14 protein-coding genes and 1 tRNA gene are annotated in these 14,090 nt (G+C 71.4%); 8 read left to right on the top strand and 7 right to left on the bottom strand.

All coding sequences use genetic code 11. The features are described 5' to 3' along the window. Positions 1–58 precede the first annotated feature (58 nt). On the top strand, positions 59–2,110 hold the full coding sequence (locus AB4091_RS03780) for a PKD domain-containing protein (RefSeq protein ID WP_442290395.1): 2,052 nt from the start codon (positions 59–61) through the stop codon (positions 2,108–2,110). A 15-nt stretch (positions 2,111–2,125) separates the two neighbouring features. On the opposite strand, the gene AB4091_RS03775 is transcribed toward AB4091_RS03780, so the two are convergent. The 3 genes from AB4091_RS03775 to AB4091_RS03765 all read right to left on the bottom strand — a co-directional run bounded on the left by AB4091_RS03775 (position 2,126) and on the right by AB4091_RS03765 (position 4,078). Next, positions 2,126–2,809 (bottom strand): hypothetical protein, encoded by a 684-nt coding sequence (locus tag AB4091_RS03775; RefSeq protein WP_442290394.1) that lies wholly within the window; start codon positions 2,807–2,809, stop codon positions 2,126–2,128. A 139-nt stretch (positions 2,810–2,948) separates the two neighbouring features. Next, positions 2,949–3,025 (bottom strand) — tRNA-Pro (locus tag AB4091_RS03770). A gap of 114 nt (positions 3,026–3,139) precedes the next feature. Beyond that, positions 3,140–4,078 (bottom strand): metallophosphoesterase, encoded by a 939-nt coding sequence (locus tag AB4091_RS03765; RefSeq protein WP_442290393.1) that lies wholly within the window; start codon positions 4,076–4,078, stop codon positions 3,140–3,142. Between the two features lie 79 nt (positions 4,079–4,157). Between AB4091_RS03765 and AB4091_RS03760 the strand changes: the two genes are divergently transcribed. Continuing rightward, positions 4,158–4,613 carry a GatB/YqeY domain-containing protein gene (locus AB4091_RS03760; RefSeq protein WP_442290392.1) on the top strand — a complete coding sequence of 152 codons (456 nt, stop codon included), beginning with the start codon at positions 4,158–4,160 and terminating at the stop codon, positions 4,611–4,613. 18 nt (positions 4,614–4,631) lie between these two features. Here the strand turns inward: AB4091_RS03760 and AB4091_RS03755 are convergent, their stop codons facing one another. Then, complete coding sequence (locus AB4091_RS03755; protein ID WP_442290391.1) at positions 4,632–7,079, bottom strand: transglycosylase domain-containing protein; 2,448 nt, start codon at positions 7,077–7,079, stop codon at positions 4,632–4,634. A 284-nt stretch (positions 7,080–7,363) separates the two neighbouring features. On the opposite strand from AB4091_RS03755, the gene AB4091_RS03750 reads away from it, so the two are divergent. After that, the gene (locus tag AB4091_RS03750; protein WP_442290390.1) at positions 7,364–7,669 is read left to right on the top strand and encodes a WhiB family transcriptional regulator; all 306 of its coding nucleotides are present in this window, start codon (positions 7,364–7,366) and stop codon (positions 7,667–7,669) included. A gap of 85 nt (positions 7,670–7,754) precedes the next feature. Here the strand turns inward: AB4091_RS03750 and AB4091_RS03745 are convergent, their stop codons facing one another. The 3 genes from AB4091_RS03745 to AB4091_RS03735 all read right to left on the bottom strand — a co-directional run bounded on the left by AB4091_RS03745 (position 7,755) and on the right by AB4091_RS03735 (position 11,071). After that, positions 7,755–8,930, bottom strand: coding sequence for an ArsA family ATPase (locus AB4091_RS03745; RefSeq protein WP_442290389.1), 1,176 nt, complete (start codon positions 8,928–8,930; stop codon positions 7,755–7,757). Then, on the bottom strand, positions 8,927–9,961 hold the full coding sequence (locus tag AB4091_RS03740; protein ID WP_442290388.1) for an ArsA-related P-loop ATPase: 1,035 nt from the start codon (positions 9,959–9,961) through the stop codon (positions 8,927–8,929). The genes AB4091_RS03745 and AB4091_RS03740 overlap by 4 nt, the downstream gene beginning before the upstream one ends. Positions 9,962–10,204: 243 nt before the next feature. Further along, the gene (locus tag AB4091_RS03735; protein WP_442290387.1) at positions 10,205–11,071 is read right to left on the bottom strand and encodes an alpha/beta hydrolase; all 867 of its coding nucleotides are present in this window, start codon (positions 11,069–11,071) and stop codon (positions 10,205–10,207) included. Here AB4091_RS03735 and AB4091_RS03730 point away from each other — a divergent pair. From AB4091_RS03730 to AB4091_RS03710, 5 genes are read left to right on the top strand one after another with little or no spacing between them, the layout of a single operon-like run. Beyond that, entirely contained in the window at positions 11,070–11,225 is a 156-nt protein-coding gene (locus AB4091_RS03730) for a DUF4177 domain-containing protein (protein WP_142179199.1), read from the top strand. The two genes, AB4091_RS03735 and AB4091_RS03730, sit on opposite strands and share 2 nt — an antisense overlap. Positions 11,226–11,236: 11 nt before the next feature. Continuing rightward, on the top strand, positions 11,237–11,701 hold the full coding sequence (locus tag AB4091_RS03725) for a RidA family protein (RefSeq protein ID WP_442290386.1): 465 nt from the start codon (positions 11,237–11,239) through the stop codon (positions 11,699–11,701). A gap of 14 nt (positions 11,702–11,715) precedes the next feature. Next, entirely contained in the window at positions 11,716–12,552 is an 837-nt protein-coding gene (locus AB4091_RS03720) for an NUDIX hydrolase (RefSeq protein WP_442290385.1), read from the top strand. 40 nt (positions 12,553–12,592) lie between these two features. Continuing rightward, complete coding sequence (locus AB4091_RS03715; protein WP_442290384.1) at positions 12,593–13,390, top strand: MBL fold metallo-hydrolase; 798 nt, start codon at positions 12,593–12,595, stop codon at positions 13,388–13,390. After that, positions 13,387–14,040, top strand: coding sequence for a nucleoside/nucleotide kinase family protein (locus AB4091_RS03710; RefSeq protein WP_442290383.1), 654 nt, complete (start codon positions 13,387–13,389; stop codon positions 14,038–14,040). The genes AB4091_RS03715 and AB4091_RS03710 overlap by 4 nt, the downstream gene beginning before the upstream one ends. The last annotated feature ends 50 nt before the right edge of the window (positions 14,041–14,090 follow it).

Below are 14,090 nucleotides of genomic sequence, written 5' to 3'. Positions count from 1 at the left end.
AGGGAAGGCCACACCTGCCGTCCCGGTCTGGAGACTCACGCGACGGTTCCCGCGGCTCGTGACCACGGTGGTGGTCGCGGCCGCGGCGGTCGCCTTCTCGGCACTCATCTCCGGGGCGGCGCCGACCACGGTCCCGCCGTCGCTCCTCTCGGCCGTCGGTCCGGTTGCCCCGGACAACGGCTTCCCGACCTGGTACCGCGACTCGAACGGCCTGGCCGTCGGCCAGTGCATAGACCCGAAGGACCCGCTCTGCGGCATCGTCGCCAACACCGGGTTCGACCCGGCCGCACCGGTCGTCTTCCCGACGAACTACCCGATGGAGTCCTTCTACATGCTGGCGTCCGCGCGGATCCAGCTCGGTGCGGGTGCCAGCGCCGACTACACCGCCGGGCTCGAGTCGTCGTTCGCGACGAAGGCGGGACCGGCGCCGGGGCAGCAGATCACCTTCGGTCGCGTCCGGATCAGGATCGACACCCCGAGCGCCGGCCACTACACGGTGACGCATCCCTACGGCGTCGACGAGTTCGACGTGGCCCAGGCGGGCACCCGGTCGATCAACTTCACGGAGGACGTCGGTGTCGCCCCGGGCAACTTCACGGGTGCCCTGACCTCGCGCATCAACCCGATCCTCACGTGGGACACCGGCCAGGTCACCGGACCGAACGGCGACAAGTACGTCGGTGACCCCGCCGTCCTCCACAAGGTCACCGGAAGCGCCCTCAACACCAACCTCTTCCGCGTCGACGGACCCGACATCGGCGGTCCGGGCGTCAACAGCATCTCCACCGACCTGTTCGCCCTGTCCGGGAAGGTCGCCAAGAACTTCGGCGTCGACGCGGGCCGGCCCACCTACTCCAGGACGTCTGCGACCGGGGGGTTCGTCGACGTCTTCGCCACGTCGGTGCCCGGCGAGGTGGTCACCGCCACCCTGCCGGGCGGCACCCCGACGACCCTCGGCACCGACGGCAAGGGGCAGTACTTCGCACGGGTGGCCTTCACCGGAGCCACTCCGCCGGGACGCGTCTCGGTGACGAACACCAGCGACAACCCCGCCACCGTCGTCGCAGCCACCGTGACCGACCGCGTCATCGTCACCTCCGCGACGTACGACACGGCGACCCACAACCTCACCGTGAGGGCCACCTCCAGTGACACCTCGTCGACCCCGCCCACCCTGACGGCGCGGGGCTTCGGGGCACTGGACGCCGCCGGACAGCAGGTCTTCGCCGGCGTCGTCGCCCCGCCGCAGGACGTGGTCGTCACCTCCTCGGCGGGTGGCAGCGACGCAGCCCCGGTCGCGGTCGGTGGCACGGCCAACCTGCCCAACCCGGTCATCGCGAACGCGGGCCCCGACCAGGTCGTGCGGCAGGGCCAGAAGGTGACGCTCGACGGGTCGGCGTCGCTCAACGCCGCCACGCTGGCCTGGGCCCAGACGGCGGGCTCTCCCGTCGTGCTCACGGGAACCGCGCCCAGCGTCACGTTCACCGCGCCCACGCAGGACGGCGCCCTGACCTTCCGGTTGACGGCCACGGGTCCCGGTGGACCGAGCACGGACGATGTCGTCATCACCGTCGCCGGTGTCGCCCCGCCCACGGCGGTCGTGGGAAGTGCCCAGACGGCCTACCCCGGGGACCTCGTCACGCTGGACGCGTCGACGTCCGCCGGCGTCGACAGCTACAGCTGGACCCAGAACGCCGGTCCTCTCGTCGCACTCCAGGGCGCGAGCACGGCCCGTGCCACGTTCACGATGCCGGTCACCGACGTGCCGCTCGCCTTCACGCTGAGGACCACCGGTCCGGGGGGCACCGCCTCGGCCACCGTCAAGGTGACGCCTCGCGTCGACGCCGTCTCGGTGACCCAGGTGTCCTACCGTCGTTCGACGCGCGAGTGGCGCGTCGTGGGGACGGCCACGGCGCCCGTCCCAGACCTCGTGACGGTGCGGCTCAGCGCGTCGGGGACGCTCGTCGGCTCGGCTGCCGTCGACACGACAGGCGCCTGGGCGGTGAGGGTAAAGGGTTCACCCGTGGCCCCGGACGCGTCCAACGCCGTGACGGTCACCACCAGCCGCGGGACGACGGTCTCGGGACTGCTGATCACGATCACGCCCTGACGGCGACCCGGCTGCTCAGTCGGGCGTCGGGTGGTGCGCGTTCAACGGCTTGCCCCGGAACACCCGCCGTCCCACGGCCAGGTGGCCGGCGACGTAAGCCAGTCCGGTGACGACGCCCGCCACCGCGACGATCGGCGTGCTGGCCTCGACGGCGCTCGCCACGAGGGCACCCAGCGTGCCGGCCACGATGCCGTTGACCGTCATGAGGAAGAAGGAGGTGCTGCCCATGACGTGCAGCGGCAGACTGCGCGGCTGCCCGACGGCATACGTCATCAGGACCCCTCGGTCGTCGTCGTGGGTCGACACCGTGAGATACGGCTCGATCTCCGGCGTCAGCTCGACGTACGCGTGTCGGAGGCGGTTCATCGCGGCCACGAGGCACGCATCCTCCTGGCTGGCCATGTTGACGCGGATGGCGGTCAGGGTGCCCATCACGAGCGACACCGACGCGAACCCGATCGACATGACTCGGAAGGGCGTGCCGAAGCCGGTCCGCTGCGCGGTCAGGACGAGCACGACCAGGAAGGCCGAGACGACGGTCAGGTGGATCGTGATGCGGTTCATCACCTCGGACCACGTCATCGAGCGCGTGCCGAGCAGGCTCCAGTGCTCGGTGGACAGGAAGACTGGGAGCGCTGACGACGCGCCCCGCTCCGGCGCGGTCCCGGCGGCCTCGTTCGGTTCGGGATCAGGGCTCATGGCGGCCTCCCTGCGGGTCCGGCGTCGCACCGTGCTGGCCGGCGACCCGCGTCGACACCTAGTGTCGCGCCGGGCCGACGGCAGCACAGGAAAAAGCAAGGACCCCCTGCCAGTGGCAGGGGGTCCTTGAGCCGCAGTCTGGTCGGGGTGACAGGATTTGAACCTGCGACCTCTTCGTCCCGAACGAAGCGCGCTACCAAGCTGCGCCACACCCCGGTGCTGCACCTGCCCCTCATCCGCGGATCGGAGGCAGCAAGCAGAGACTTTAGCGCAGGCCCCCGCCCAACTCCGAATCGGGCCCGACGACCACGTCGCCGGCCCGTCGCGGGGTCAACCGCGAGAGCGCGGGACGAGCGTCAGGAGCGTGGCCTCGGGGCGGCAGGCAAGGCGTACGGGGGCGGTCGGAGCCGTGCCCAGACCGGCTGACACCTCCAACCAGGCGGCGTCCGCAGGTGCCTCGGACGACGGCGTCGAGCCCGCTCCCGGCCACCAGCGCGAGAGGCCCTTGACCCGGGAGGTGTCGAGGTCGCAGTTCGTCACGAGGGCGCCGTAGCCGGGCACGCACACCTGGCCGCCGTGGGTGTGGCCGGCCACGATGAGGTCTGCGCCGTCGGCGGCATACGCGTCGAGCACCCGCTGGTAGGGCGCATGCGTCACGGCCAGGGTGAGGTCGGCCTCGGGGGAGGCCGCGCCGCGCACGAGGTCGAGGCGGTCGTAGCCGAGGTGCGGGTCGTCGACGCCGAGGACGTCGATGCGCAGGCCGCGCACGCTCACCGTGTCGCGGCGGTTCGTCAGGTCGACCCAGCCACCCGCGCGCAGCCCGCGCACGAGGTCGGCCGTGGGCAGCCGTTGGGTCGTGCCGACGCCCTTGGCGTGGTTCCTGGTGAGGTAGCCCAGGGGGTTCTTCACCTTCGGCGCGAAGTAGTCGTTGGAGCCGAGCACGAAGACGCCCGGCAGCGGCAGCAGCAGCTCGTACGCGTCGAGCAGCGACGGCACGGCGTCGTCCGCCGCGATGTTGTCGCCCGTCGTGATGACGAGGTCGGGGTCGACCGATGCGAGGCTGTGCACCCAGCTGCGCTTGGCGCGCTGGCGCGGGAGCAGGTGCAGGTCCGAGAGGTGCAGCACGCGCAGCGGCTCGGCGCCCTCGGGCAGCACAGGCACCTCGAAGCGGCGCAGCACGAAGGCGTTCCGCTCGACGAGCGAGGCCCAGCCGAGCACGCCGGCTCCGGCGATCCCGAGGCCGAGGACTGTCTTGGTCACGGCACGCATGGGCCCCATCCTCGCACTGCTGCCGTCGAGCCCGCGCCAGCGCGTCGGGGCCGTGTCGCCGACCTGACAGACTGGGCGCATGAGCACCCTGAAGGAGCAGCTGAAGGCCGACCTGACGTCCGCGATGCGTGCGCGCGACCAGGTGCGGGCCGGCTCGATCCGCATGGCACTGACCGCCGTGACCAACGAGGAGGTCGCCGGCAAGGAGCACCGCGAGCTCAGCGACGACGACGTGCTCAAGGTGCTCACCAAGGAGGCCAAGAAGCGCCGCGAGGCCGCCGAGGCCTACACGGGCGCGGGACGCGCCGAGCTCGCCGCCAAGGAGGAGGCCGAGCTCGCCGTCCTCGAGACCTACCTGCCGAAGCAGCTCGGCGACGACGAGCTCGAGGCGATCGTGCGCGAGGCCGTCACGGCCTCCGGTGCCACCGGTATGCCGCAGATGGGCCTCGCGATGAAGGCTGCCAACGCCGCCGTGGCCGGGCAGGCGGAGGGCGGCCGCGTGGCGGCCGTCGTGCGCCGCGTGCTCGCCGGCTGACGACCAGGGAACCGACGGTCAGCCGCCGTTGCCACCGCCGCCGCCCCGGCCGCCACCGCCGCCGCCACCACCGCGACCACGGCCGTTGCCGCCGCCGTTGCCGCCTCCCCCGCCGGCGGGCGGAGGCAAGACCACCTGGGGCTGCTGCGGAACCGGCTGGTTGCCGCCGCCGCCACCGCGCGAGGTGTAGATCGTCACGAAGCTGCCACCCGCGGCCTGGCCGTAGGGGGAGGTGCCCGCGACGAGACCGCGCGGTACCGACGAGCCCATCGTGCCGCCCACGGCGGCCGAGAAGCCCGCCGCCTGCAGACGCGCGATGGCGTCGGGCACGGAGAGCCCCGTCACGCTGGGCACGTCGACCTTGTCGCCCTGCGTGAGCTTGGTCGAGGGCTCGCCGAACTTGATCTCGGGCTGGCCCTCGAGGGCCCCGTTCATGATGCCCTTCCAGATCGGGGCGGCGACCGCGGCGCCGTGCATGACGGGCACGAAACGGTCACCGATGCGCAGGTTCGTCATGACGCGCTTGTTGCCGTCGTCGGGGGTTCCGACCCAGACGGCCGTGGCCAGCTGCGGCACGTAGCCGACGAACCACGACTCGTTGTTGCGGTTGGCCGTGCCGGTCTTGCCGGCCGACTGGCGGCCGTCGAGCTGGTTGCGGCGGCCCGAGCCGTGGGTCATGTTGTACTCGAGGAACTTGTCGGTGGCGCGCACCACGTCTGGCTCGACGACCTGCGTGCACGTCGATGCCGGAAGAGCGATGTTCTTGCTGCCTCGGGTGATCTTCGTGATCGCCACGACCGGGCACTTCTTGCCGTCGGCCGCGAGCACGCCGTAGGCCTGCGCGACGCCCTGCGGCGAGACCTCGGACGCGCCGAGGATGTACTGGGGTGCGTAGCGGCCGACGGGCTGGCCGTCCGCCTGGTGCAGGCCGAGGCGCAGCATCGTGTCGCGCACCTTGCAGCCGCCGAGCTGTTCGGCCAGCGCGATGAAGGCGGTGTTGGTGGACAGGGCCGTCGCTTCCATCAGCGAGATGCGCCCGCCCTTGAACGGGCTGTCGTTGAACACCTTCCACGGGCTGCCGGGGCCGCAGTTGGCGGTGCCGCCCGGCCACTCCCTTGGCGTGTAGGTGGCCTGCGCGTTGCCGCCGGCCGCCTTCGCGACGACGCTCGACTTGGTGTTCAGCCCGGACTCCATGGCGGTCACGAGCGCGAACGCCTTGGCCGTCGAGCCGAACTGGAAGCCGCCCGATCCGCCGTACTTCTTGTCGAGGGCCCAGTTGATGCCGGTCTTGCCGAGGGACTGCTTGCCGACGGTGTACTGGGTGTTCTGGGCGAACGCCTTCACCTCGCCGGTGCGCGGGTCGGTGACGTATGCCGCAGCACCGACGTCGGACCTGTCGCCGATCGGGACGTTCTTGGTCACCTCACGCTGCGCGATGCGCTGGATGCGCGGGTCGAGAGTCGTGGTGATGGTGACGCCGCCCCGGTAGAGGGTGCGCTTGCGCTCCTCGAGCGTCTTGCCGAGCTGCGGCATCGCGAGGGCGTAGTTGATGACGAAGTCGCACCAGTAGGGGTACTCCGACGCGAGGCACGTGCTCCTCGGGTTGGTGACCTTCATGTCCTGCTTGAGCGTGCGCTTCTTGGCCGCCGTCCACTGCTTGGTGGTGATCCGGTTCAGCGCGTGCATGCGATCGAGCACGACGTTGCGGCGGGCGATGGCCTTCTTCGGGAAGTTGACCGGGTCGGTGGTGCCCGGGTTCTGCGTCAGGCCGGCGAGGAGGGCCGCCTGCGAGAGGCTCAGCTTGCTGGCCGAGACGCTGAAGTAGTGCTGGGCGGCGGCCTCGACGCCGTAGGCCCGGTCGCCGTAGTAGACGAGGTTGAGATAGCCCTCGAGGATCTGGTCCTTCGTCAGCTTCTTCTCCAGCGTGATGGCGTACTTCAGCTCCTTGAGCTTGCGCATGTAGTCCTTCTTGACGGCCTCCTGGGCCGCCTGCTCGTTGCCAGCACTGAGCGCGGAGTACTGGAGCGAGATCTTCACGTACTGCTGGGTGAGCGACGAGGCGCCCACCGACGAGCCGCTGCGCAGGTTGGAGATGACCGCGCGCATGGTGCCCTGGATGTCGATGCCGCCGTGCTCGTAGAACCGGTGGTCCTCGATCGCGACCTGGGCCTCGCGCATGATCGGGGCGATCGACTTGAGCGGCACGATCGTGCGGTTCTGCTCCTGCGGCGTCGCGATGACGCTGCCGTCGGCAGCGAGGATCCGCGAGGTCTGGGCGAGCGGGTCGGTCGTGAACTCGCTCGGAAGCTCGTTGAACACGTCGACGCCGCTGCGGGCGAGGGCGCCTGTGGCGCCCACCGCGGGCATCACCAGGCCGGCGGCGAGCAGTCCGAGCACCAGCGCGGACGCGAGGAACGCGCCGAGCAGGCTGATGACGCCGCCGATCGAGGTAGTGCGTGAAGACATGCGGCCAAGGGTAACGGCTCACCCTATGGCCACCGGTTCTCCGCACGATCGGCGGTGCAGAGATGTCTCAAACGGACGATTCGCGCCTCTGCATGACCATGAGGGACGTGCGGCGGTGACTAGTCACCCGGTCAACGAAATGGTCCATAGAGGCTATGTCCGACCGGGCTCACCGCTCGTAATGTCTCGTTTGGGCCTTAGGGGGGTCCGCTTGATCGGGACCGGTGGGACGGTCCGGGTCTGCTCGGTGTCATGGGAGGTGCCGAGCGGGGAGGGGAAACATCATGAGTGCAGTCGCAATCGTCGACCAGTGGGTCGACGAGTGGGCAACGCAGGCCAACTGTTCGGGTCAGGACCCGGACGCGCTGTTCGTCCGGGGCAAGGCCCAGCACGACGCGAAGGCCGTCTGCAAGACGTGCCCGGTTCTCGCGCAGTGTCTGGCCGAGGCCCTCGACAACAGGACCGAGTTCGGTGTCTGGGGTGGCATGACCGAGCGTGAGCGTCGGGCCCTGCTGCGCAAGCGGCCTGACATCACCTCATGGAAGTCGGCGCTCCGCGCGGGCATGGCCGCTCAGGCCAAGCCCGTCTGAGCCTCCGCGTCGCCTGGATGTGGGGTCCGGCGGCGAGGACCGACACAATTTCACACGTGAGCGGGGCCGTGGCCACTTTCTGGTGTCACGACCCCGCCAACGCGTGCCCGACCTCACGCAGGCTGTCGAGGTCGTGGACATCGCGTCCGAGCGCGGGCACCTGCACCACCGGTATGCCGGGGTGTGACCGCGAGAAGCGCCGGGCGAGCTCGCGCTGTCGCTCCGCCGTGCGGACCAGGGCGGCGTGGAGCCGGAGCAGGGCGGCCGCATTGGTCGCCGACTTCGGCCCGCCGGCGTCCTCGAGCGTCTCTGCGACCGACAGCGCGCGCGACGGCGTGATGCCCGTCGCGGCGACGCGGCCGATGCGGTTGACGACCAGCCCGGCGAGCGGCATCCGGTCCGCCTCGAGCCGGTCGACGAAGTAGGACGCCTCGCGCAGCGCGTCCCGCTCCGGCGCCGCGACGACGAGGAAGGCCGTGCCGTGCTCGGACAGCAGACGGTAGGTCTCGTCGGCGCGCTCCCGGAAGCCGCCGAACATCGTGTCGAGGGCGTTGACGAAGGTCTGCACGTCGGTGAGGAGCTGGCCGCCGAGGATCTTCGTCATCGCCCCGGTGACCAGCTGCACGCCGACGCCGAAGACCTTGAGGCCGGCCCGCCCCCCGGCCTTGGCCGGGGCGGTGAGCAGCCGGATGAAACGGCCGTCGAGGAAGCTGCCGAGGCGGTTCGGGGCGTCGAGGAAGTCGAGGGCCGAGCGTGACGGCGGCGTGTCGACGACGATGAGGTCCCAGGGGGCGTCCTCGGTGCCGGCGACGGCCTTGAGCTGGCCGAGCTTCTCCATCGCCATGTACTCCTGCGTGCCGGCGAACGAGCTGCTGACGGCGAGGTAGAACGGGTTCGCGAGGATCTGCTCGGCCTTGTCGGGTTCGGCGTGGGCGAGCACGACCTCGTCGAAGGTCCGCTTCATGTCGAGCATCATCGCGTGGAGGCTGCCGCCGGCCGACGTGTCGATGTCGGTGACCGGCCGGGGCGTGTTGTCGAGCTCGGTCAGACCGAGCGACTGGGCCAGCCGGCGGGCCGGGTCGATGGTCAGCACGACGACCCTGCGGCCCGCCTCGGCGGCGCGCAGCCCGAGGGCGGCTGCGGTGGTCGTCTTGCCGACGCCGCCCGCGCCGCAGCACACGATGATCGAGGTCTCGGGGTCGGCGAGGAGCGCGTCGACGTCGAGCGCGGGTGCCTCCTGCGCGACCTGGCCGGGGCTCATTGCTCCGCCGTCTGGACGTGGGACGCGAAGGTGGGCACGAGCAGGTCGGCGAGCTCGCGCACGGAGCCGGAATCGACGCCGCCGGGCAGGGCGGGCAGCTGGACGATCGGCAGGCCCGTGGCCTCGAGCATCTGCAGCTGCTCGCGCTCGAGGTCGATGCGCTGCGCGTGGTCGCGAGCCTCGTCGAGAAGCCCGTCGACGAGCGCCGGGGTGGCTTCGAGGCCGGCGTCGGCGAGCTGGGTGCGGATCGAGGCCTTGTGCAGGCGCCCTGCGCGGGCCTGGTCGAGGGCGACGTCGTCGAGCAGTGGGTCGCGCACCATGTTCACCACGATGGCGCCCGGGTGCAGGCCCTTGGTGCGCAGCTCGTCGACTGCTTCGAGGGTCTCCTGCACCGGCATCTCCTCGAGGAGGGTGACGAGGTGCACGACGGTCTGCTCCGACTGCAGCAGTCGGGTGATCGCACCTGCCTGGGAGTGGATCGGGCCGACCCGGGTGAGGTCGGCGACCTCGGAGTTGACGGAGAGGAACCGCCCGATGCGCCCGGTCGGCGGGGCGTCGAGCACGAGCGCGTCGTAGGCCGGGGCCGCGTCGCCCTTGTGCCGGCCGTCGCGGCGGCGGCGGTTGGCCTCGTAGATCTTGCCGATCAGCAGGACGTCGCGGACGCCGGGCGCGATGGTCGTGGCGAAGTCGATCGCGCCGAACTTCTCGAGCAACCGGCCGGCGCGCCCCAGCTTGTAGAAGAGCTGGAGGTACTCCAGCAGGGCCGCCTTCGGCTCGACCGAGAGGCCCACGACCTCGCCACCGCCGGAGAGGCGCACGATGCGCGTCTCGTCGGTGCCCAGCGGCGGCACGTCGAAGGTCTGGCTGATGCCCTGGCGACCCTCGACCTCGCTCAGCAGCACGTGCCCCGGCTGCGAGGCCAGGGCGAGCGCGAGTGCGGACGCGACCGTGGTCTTCCCGGTGCCGCCCTTGCCGGTGACGACGTGCAGTCGCGCGTGCGCCCAGGCTGGGTCGGTGCGGCCGGTGGTCACGGGTCCCACCCTAGGGCGCCCGCTTCGGCAGACCTCCGCGGGCGGTGCAAGCCCGACCGTCGGCTGCGTCACTGGTGCGCGGGACGCAACAGAGACGCAGCCGACGGCCGGGGGCACCTGGTGGGGGCGCTACGTCACTGTTCCATGGGGCGCAACAGTGACGTAGGTGACGGCCGGGGACACCTGGCGGCGGCACTACGTCACTGTTCCGTGGGGCGCAACAGTGACGTACGCGTGAGCGGTTCAGGGTGAGGGTCGCGTGGCCAGCGAGCGCACAGCCGTCAGGACGTGGGCGAAGGCGGGTGCGGCCGGGTCGATGACGGCGAAGTGGTCGGCGCCCTCCACCACGTCCTCCGTGACATCGCCACCCGCGGCCTTCGCCTTCACCAGGTACGCGTCGGCGACCCCGAGCGGCACCGTGTCGTCGTCGGAGCCGTTGACGAGGCGCACCGGCACGTTGGGCGGCAGCGCGCTCATCGGATCGGCCGACGCCCAGGCGGTGGTGCCCGGGCCGGACCCCACGAAGTCGCGCGTCGCGTCGTTGCCGAGGTGCAGCCGGTCGGCCGCCCCGAGGTCGACGACGCCCGCGAGCGACACGACACCAGCGATGCCGCGCTCACGGGCCCACGGCTGGCCTGCCGCCCAGGTGACGAGGTGCCCGCCGGCCGAGTGCCCGACGAGGACGAGCGGCTTGGGCAGGTCGGACTGCGAGGCAACGGACGCGAGGACGTCGCGCACGTCGTCGAGGGTGCCGGGGACGCCGCCACCCGGCATACCTGCTCGGCGGTACTCGACGAGGGCGACGTGGTAGCCGGCGGCCGCGAACGCCTTCGCCTCGGGCACCGCGTGCTCGCGGTCGTACTCGGCCCGCCAGAACCCGCCGTGGACGACGACGACAGTGCCGGTGGCCGCCGGAAGCCCTTCGGTGGGCGGGTAGACGTCGTAGACCTGCGCCGGGTCCGGGCCGTACGAACGGCTGGCCCCGGACTCCGTGGAGTTGGTCGTCGAAGTGCTCGTCATGGTGGTCGACATCGTGCTCGCCGAGGTGTCACCGGCGCCACCCGAGCAGGCGCCGAGGGCCGAGGTGACACTGAGTAGGGTGATGGCCATGACCCAGTGGGAATACCTCACCGCACCACTCCTGATCCACAACACCAAGCAGATCCTCGACAACTTCGGGGCCGACGGGTGGGAGCTCGTCCAGATCGTCAACGGTCCCGATGGTACGAGCCTCGTGGCCTACTTCAAGCGCCCGAAGTCCTGAGGAGCCTGCAGATGTCTGCCGTCGAAGACCGCCTGTCCGAGCTCGGCCTCACCGTTCCCGAGGTCGTGCCACCCGTCGCCGCCTACGTCCCCGTCGTCCGTGAGGGCGACCTCGTCTTCACCTCCGGTCAGCTGCCCATGGTCGACGGTTCCCTCGCCGCGACCGGCAAGGTCGGCGCCGACGTCGACGCCGAGACCGCGAAGTCCCTCGCCGCGACGTGTGCCCTCAACGCGATCGCGGCCATCAAGAGCGAGGTCGGCGACCTCGACACGGTGAGCCGTGTCGTCAAGGTCGTCGGTTTCGTCGCCTCCGACCCGGGCTTCACCGGCCAGCCCCGGGTCATCAACGGCGCGAGCGAGCTGCTCGTCAAGGCCTTTGGTGACAAGGGAATCCATGCCCGTTCGGCCGTCGGTGTCGCTGCGCTCCCCCTGGACGCACCCGTCGAGGTCGAGGTCATCGTCTCCGTCGCTCGATGAGCGTCGGTGGTGCCATGACCGCGGGACGGCAGTTCCCGCTGACCACGACGCCGAGCATCTCCGACGCCGCCACCCGGTGGCTCGCGGGCGAGCGCTGGGAGGAGGCCGAGCCGCGCCGCGCGAGCACCGTCATGCTCGTGCGTGACGGTGACTCCGGCACCGAGGTCTTCATGCTGCGGCGCGTGTCCGGGATGGAGTTCGCACCCAGCACGATGGTCTTCCCCGGCGGGGGCGTCGACGACCGCGACGGCGAGGTGGGCCTGCCCTGGGCGGGACCCTCGCCGTCGGAGTGGTCCGAGCGCCTCGGCTGCTCGCCCGCGGAGGCGCAGATGTACGTCGCTGCCGCGATCCGCGAGGTGTTCGAGGAGTGCGGTGTGCTCCTTGCCGGCCCCTCGGCCAGCGGCCCCCTCGCGAGGGTCGACGACCCCGAGTGGCTCGAGGTCCGTCGCCGGCTCGTCGACCGCCGGGTGGCGCTCGCCGACGTGCTGCGTGACAAGGGTCTCGTGCTCCGGTCGGACCTCATCGTCGCCAAGGCCCACTGGGTCACGCCCGTCTTCGAGCCGAGGCGCTACGACACGTGGTTCTTCGCCGCGCTGATGCCGCCCTTCCAGGTGGCCGACGGCGAGACCACCGAAGCCGACGAGGCCACGTGGGTCGTGCCCTCCGAGCTGCTGAGGGCGTATGCCGCCGGGTCGGCCCTCATGCTGCCCCCGACGGTGATGTGCGTGGAGGAGATCCGCGACGCCCCTGCTGCCGCAGACGTCGTCGTGCACAGCGACCACCTGCCGCTCATCATGCCGGAGGTCGTCGAGGGGCCGGGCGGCGCGGCCATGGAGATCGTCGAACGATGAGCCCGGTGACGCCGTCGCGCCGGCCGCGGAAGGTGGCGCGGTGATCGGGACCGCGGCCGACCCCGGCTGGCGCGGCGGCGTCACGAGCGCGCGCGCCGAGTGCGTGCTCTGCCCCAACCCGTCGCCGATGACACTCGACGGCACGAACACCTGGCTGCTCGCCGAGCCCGGCTCCGACGAGGTGGTCGTCGTCGACCCCGGTCCGCTCGACGAGGGCCACCTCCGCCACGTGCTCGACCGGGTGGCCTCGACGGGCCGCCGGGTGGCGCTGACCCTGCTGACCCACGGACACGACGACCACGCCGAGAGCGCCGACCGCTTCCACGAGCTGACCGGGGCGCCGGTGCGCGCCTTCGGCCGTGGCCACGACGACCTCTGGGCCGGCGAGACCATCCGGGTGGGCGGCCTCGAGGTCCTCGCCGTCGAGACGCCCGGCCACACGAGCGACTCCTTCTCCTTCGTGCTCCCCGCCGACAACACGCTGCTCACCGGCGACACGATCCTCGGGCGCGGCACGACCGTCGTCGCGTGGCCCGACGGAAGCCTCGAGGACTACCTCAACTCGCTCGACCGCATCGAGGGCCTGACGCAGGCGGGCGCGGTGACGAGCCTGCTGCCCGGGCACGGGCCGTTCGTCGCCGACGCGGCTGCGACCGTGACCTTCTACCTGGAGCACCGTGCGGAACGGCTGGATCAGGTGCGTGACGCGGTCGCCCGAGGTGCGCAGACGGCATACGAGGTCGTCGAACGCGTCTACGCCGACGTGCCGCGCAGCGTCTGGCCCGCGGCCGAGCTGTCGGTGCAGGCCCAGCTCGCGTACCTCCGCGAGCACGGGTGAGCCTCGCGGAGGTCGTGGGCGGCGCCCTCGACCTGGTCGATCACCACCGCCGGGTCGTGCTCGGCATCGCCGGCATGCCGGGGGCGGGCAAGTCGACGCTCGCCGACGCCGTCGAGGCGGGCGTCGCTGCAGCCCGTGGCGACGACTGGGTGGCGCACGTCCCGATGGACGGCTACCACCTCGCTGACGTGCAGCTCGAGCGACTGGATGCACTGTCCCGCAAAGGCGCTCCCGACACGTTCGACGCCGACGGCTACGCCCACCTGGTGCGGCGCCTCGTCGCCGAGGCGGACACGTGGGTCTATGCGCCGGGCTTCGAGCGCACGCTCGAGCAGCCGATCGCGGCGGCCGTGGTCGTGCCGCCGAGCGCCCGCCTCGTCGTCACCGAGGGCAACTACCTGTTGTTGGACGAGCCACGCTGGCAGGCGGCGCGATCCGCCATGGCCGAGGTCTGGTACGTCACGGGTGACGATGAACTCAGACGGTCCCGGCTCGTCGACCGGCACGTGACGTTCGGCAAGTCACCGGTCGCAGCGGCCACGTGGGTCGAGCAGACCGACGAGGTCAACGCCGCGCGTGTGGCCGCGGCCGCGGACGGCGCCGACCGCGTGGTCGTCAACGGGCCGGACGGCTGGTCGTTCGCGCGTTGAGGTGATCCGCCGGCGGTTCCGTCCGGCGGTTCACCCCGAAACGGGTGGGA

Source organism: Terrabacter sp. 2RAF25 (genome assembly GCF_052115265.1).
Taxonomy (GTDB): Bacteria; Actinomycetota; Actinomycetes; order Actinomycetales; family Dermatophilaceae; genus Terrabacter.
This window is presented reverse-complemented; position numbering and strand designations above follow the sequence as displayed.

Coding starts and splice junctions, on each gene's coding strand:
- AB4091_RS03775 (WP_442290394.1), bottom strand. CDS start 2,809: ATGAGCCCTGATCCCGAACCGAACGAGGCCGCCGGGACCGCGCCGGAG.
- AB4091_RS03765 (WP_442290393.1), bottom strand. CDS start 4,078: ATGCGTGCCGTGACCAAGACAGTCCTCGGCCTCGGGATCGCCGGAGCC.
- AB4091_RS03760 (WP_442290392.1), top strand. CDS start 4,158: ATGAGCACCCTGAAGGAGCAGCTGAAGGCCGACCTGACGTCCGCGATG.
- AB4091_RS03755 (WP_442290391.1), bottom strand. CDS start 7,079: ATGTCTTCACGCACTACCTCGATCGGCGGCGTCATCAGCCTGCTCGGC.
- AB4091_RS03750 (WP_442290390.1), top strand. CDS start 7,364: ATGAGTGCAGTCGCAATCGTCGACCAGTGGGTCGACGAGTGGGCAACG.
- AB4091_RS03745 (WP_442290389.1), bottom strand. CDS start 8,930: ATGAGCCCCGGCCAGGTCGCGCAGGAGGCACCCGCGCTCGACGTCGAC.
- AB4091_RS03730 (WP_142179199.1), top strand. CDS start 11,070: ATGACCCAGTGGGAATACCTCACCGCACCACTCCTGATCCACAACACC.
- AB4091_RS03735 (WP_442290387.1), bottom strand. CDS start 11,071: ATGGCCATCACCCTACTCAGTGTCACCTCGGCCCTCGGCGCCTGCTCG.
- AB4091_RS03725 (WP_442290386.1), top strand. CDS start 11,237: ATGTCTGCCGTCGAAGACCGCCTGTCCGAGCTCGGCCTCACCGTTCCC.
- AB4091_RS03720 (WP_442290385.1), top strand. CDS start 11,716: ATGACCGCGGGACGGCAGTTCCCGCTGACCACGACGCCGAGCATCTCC.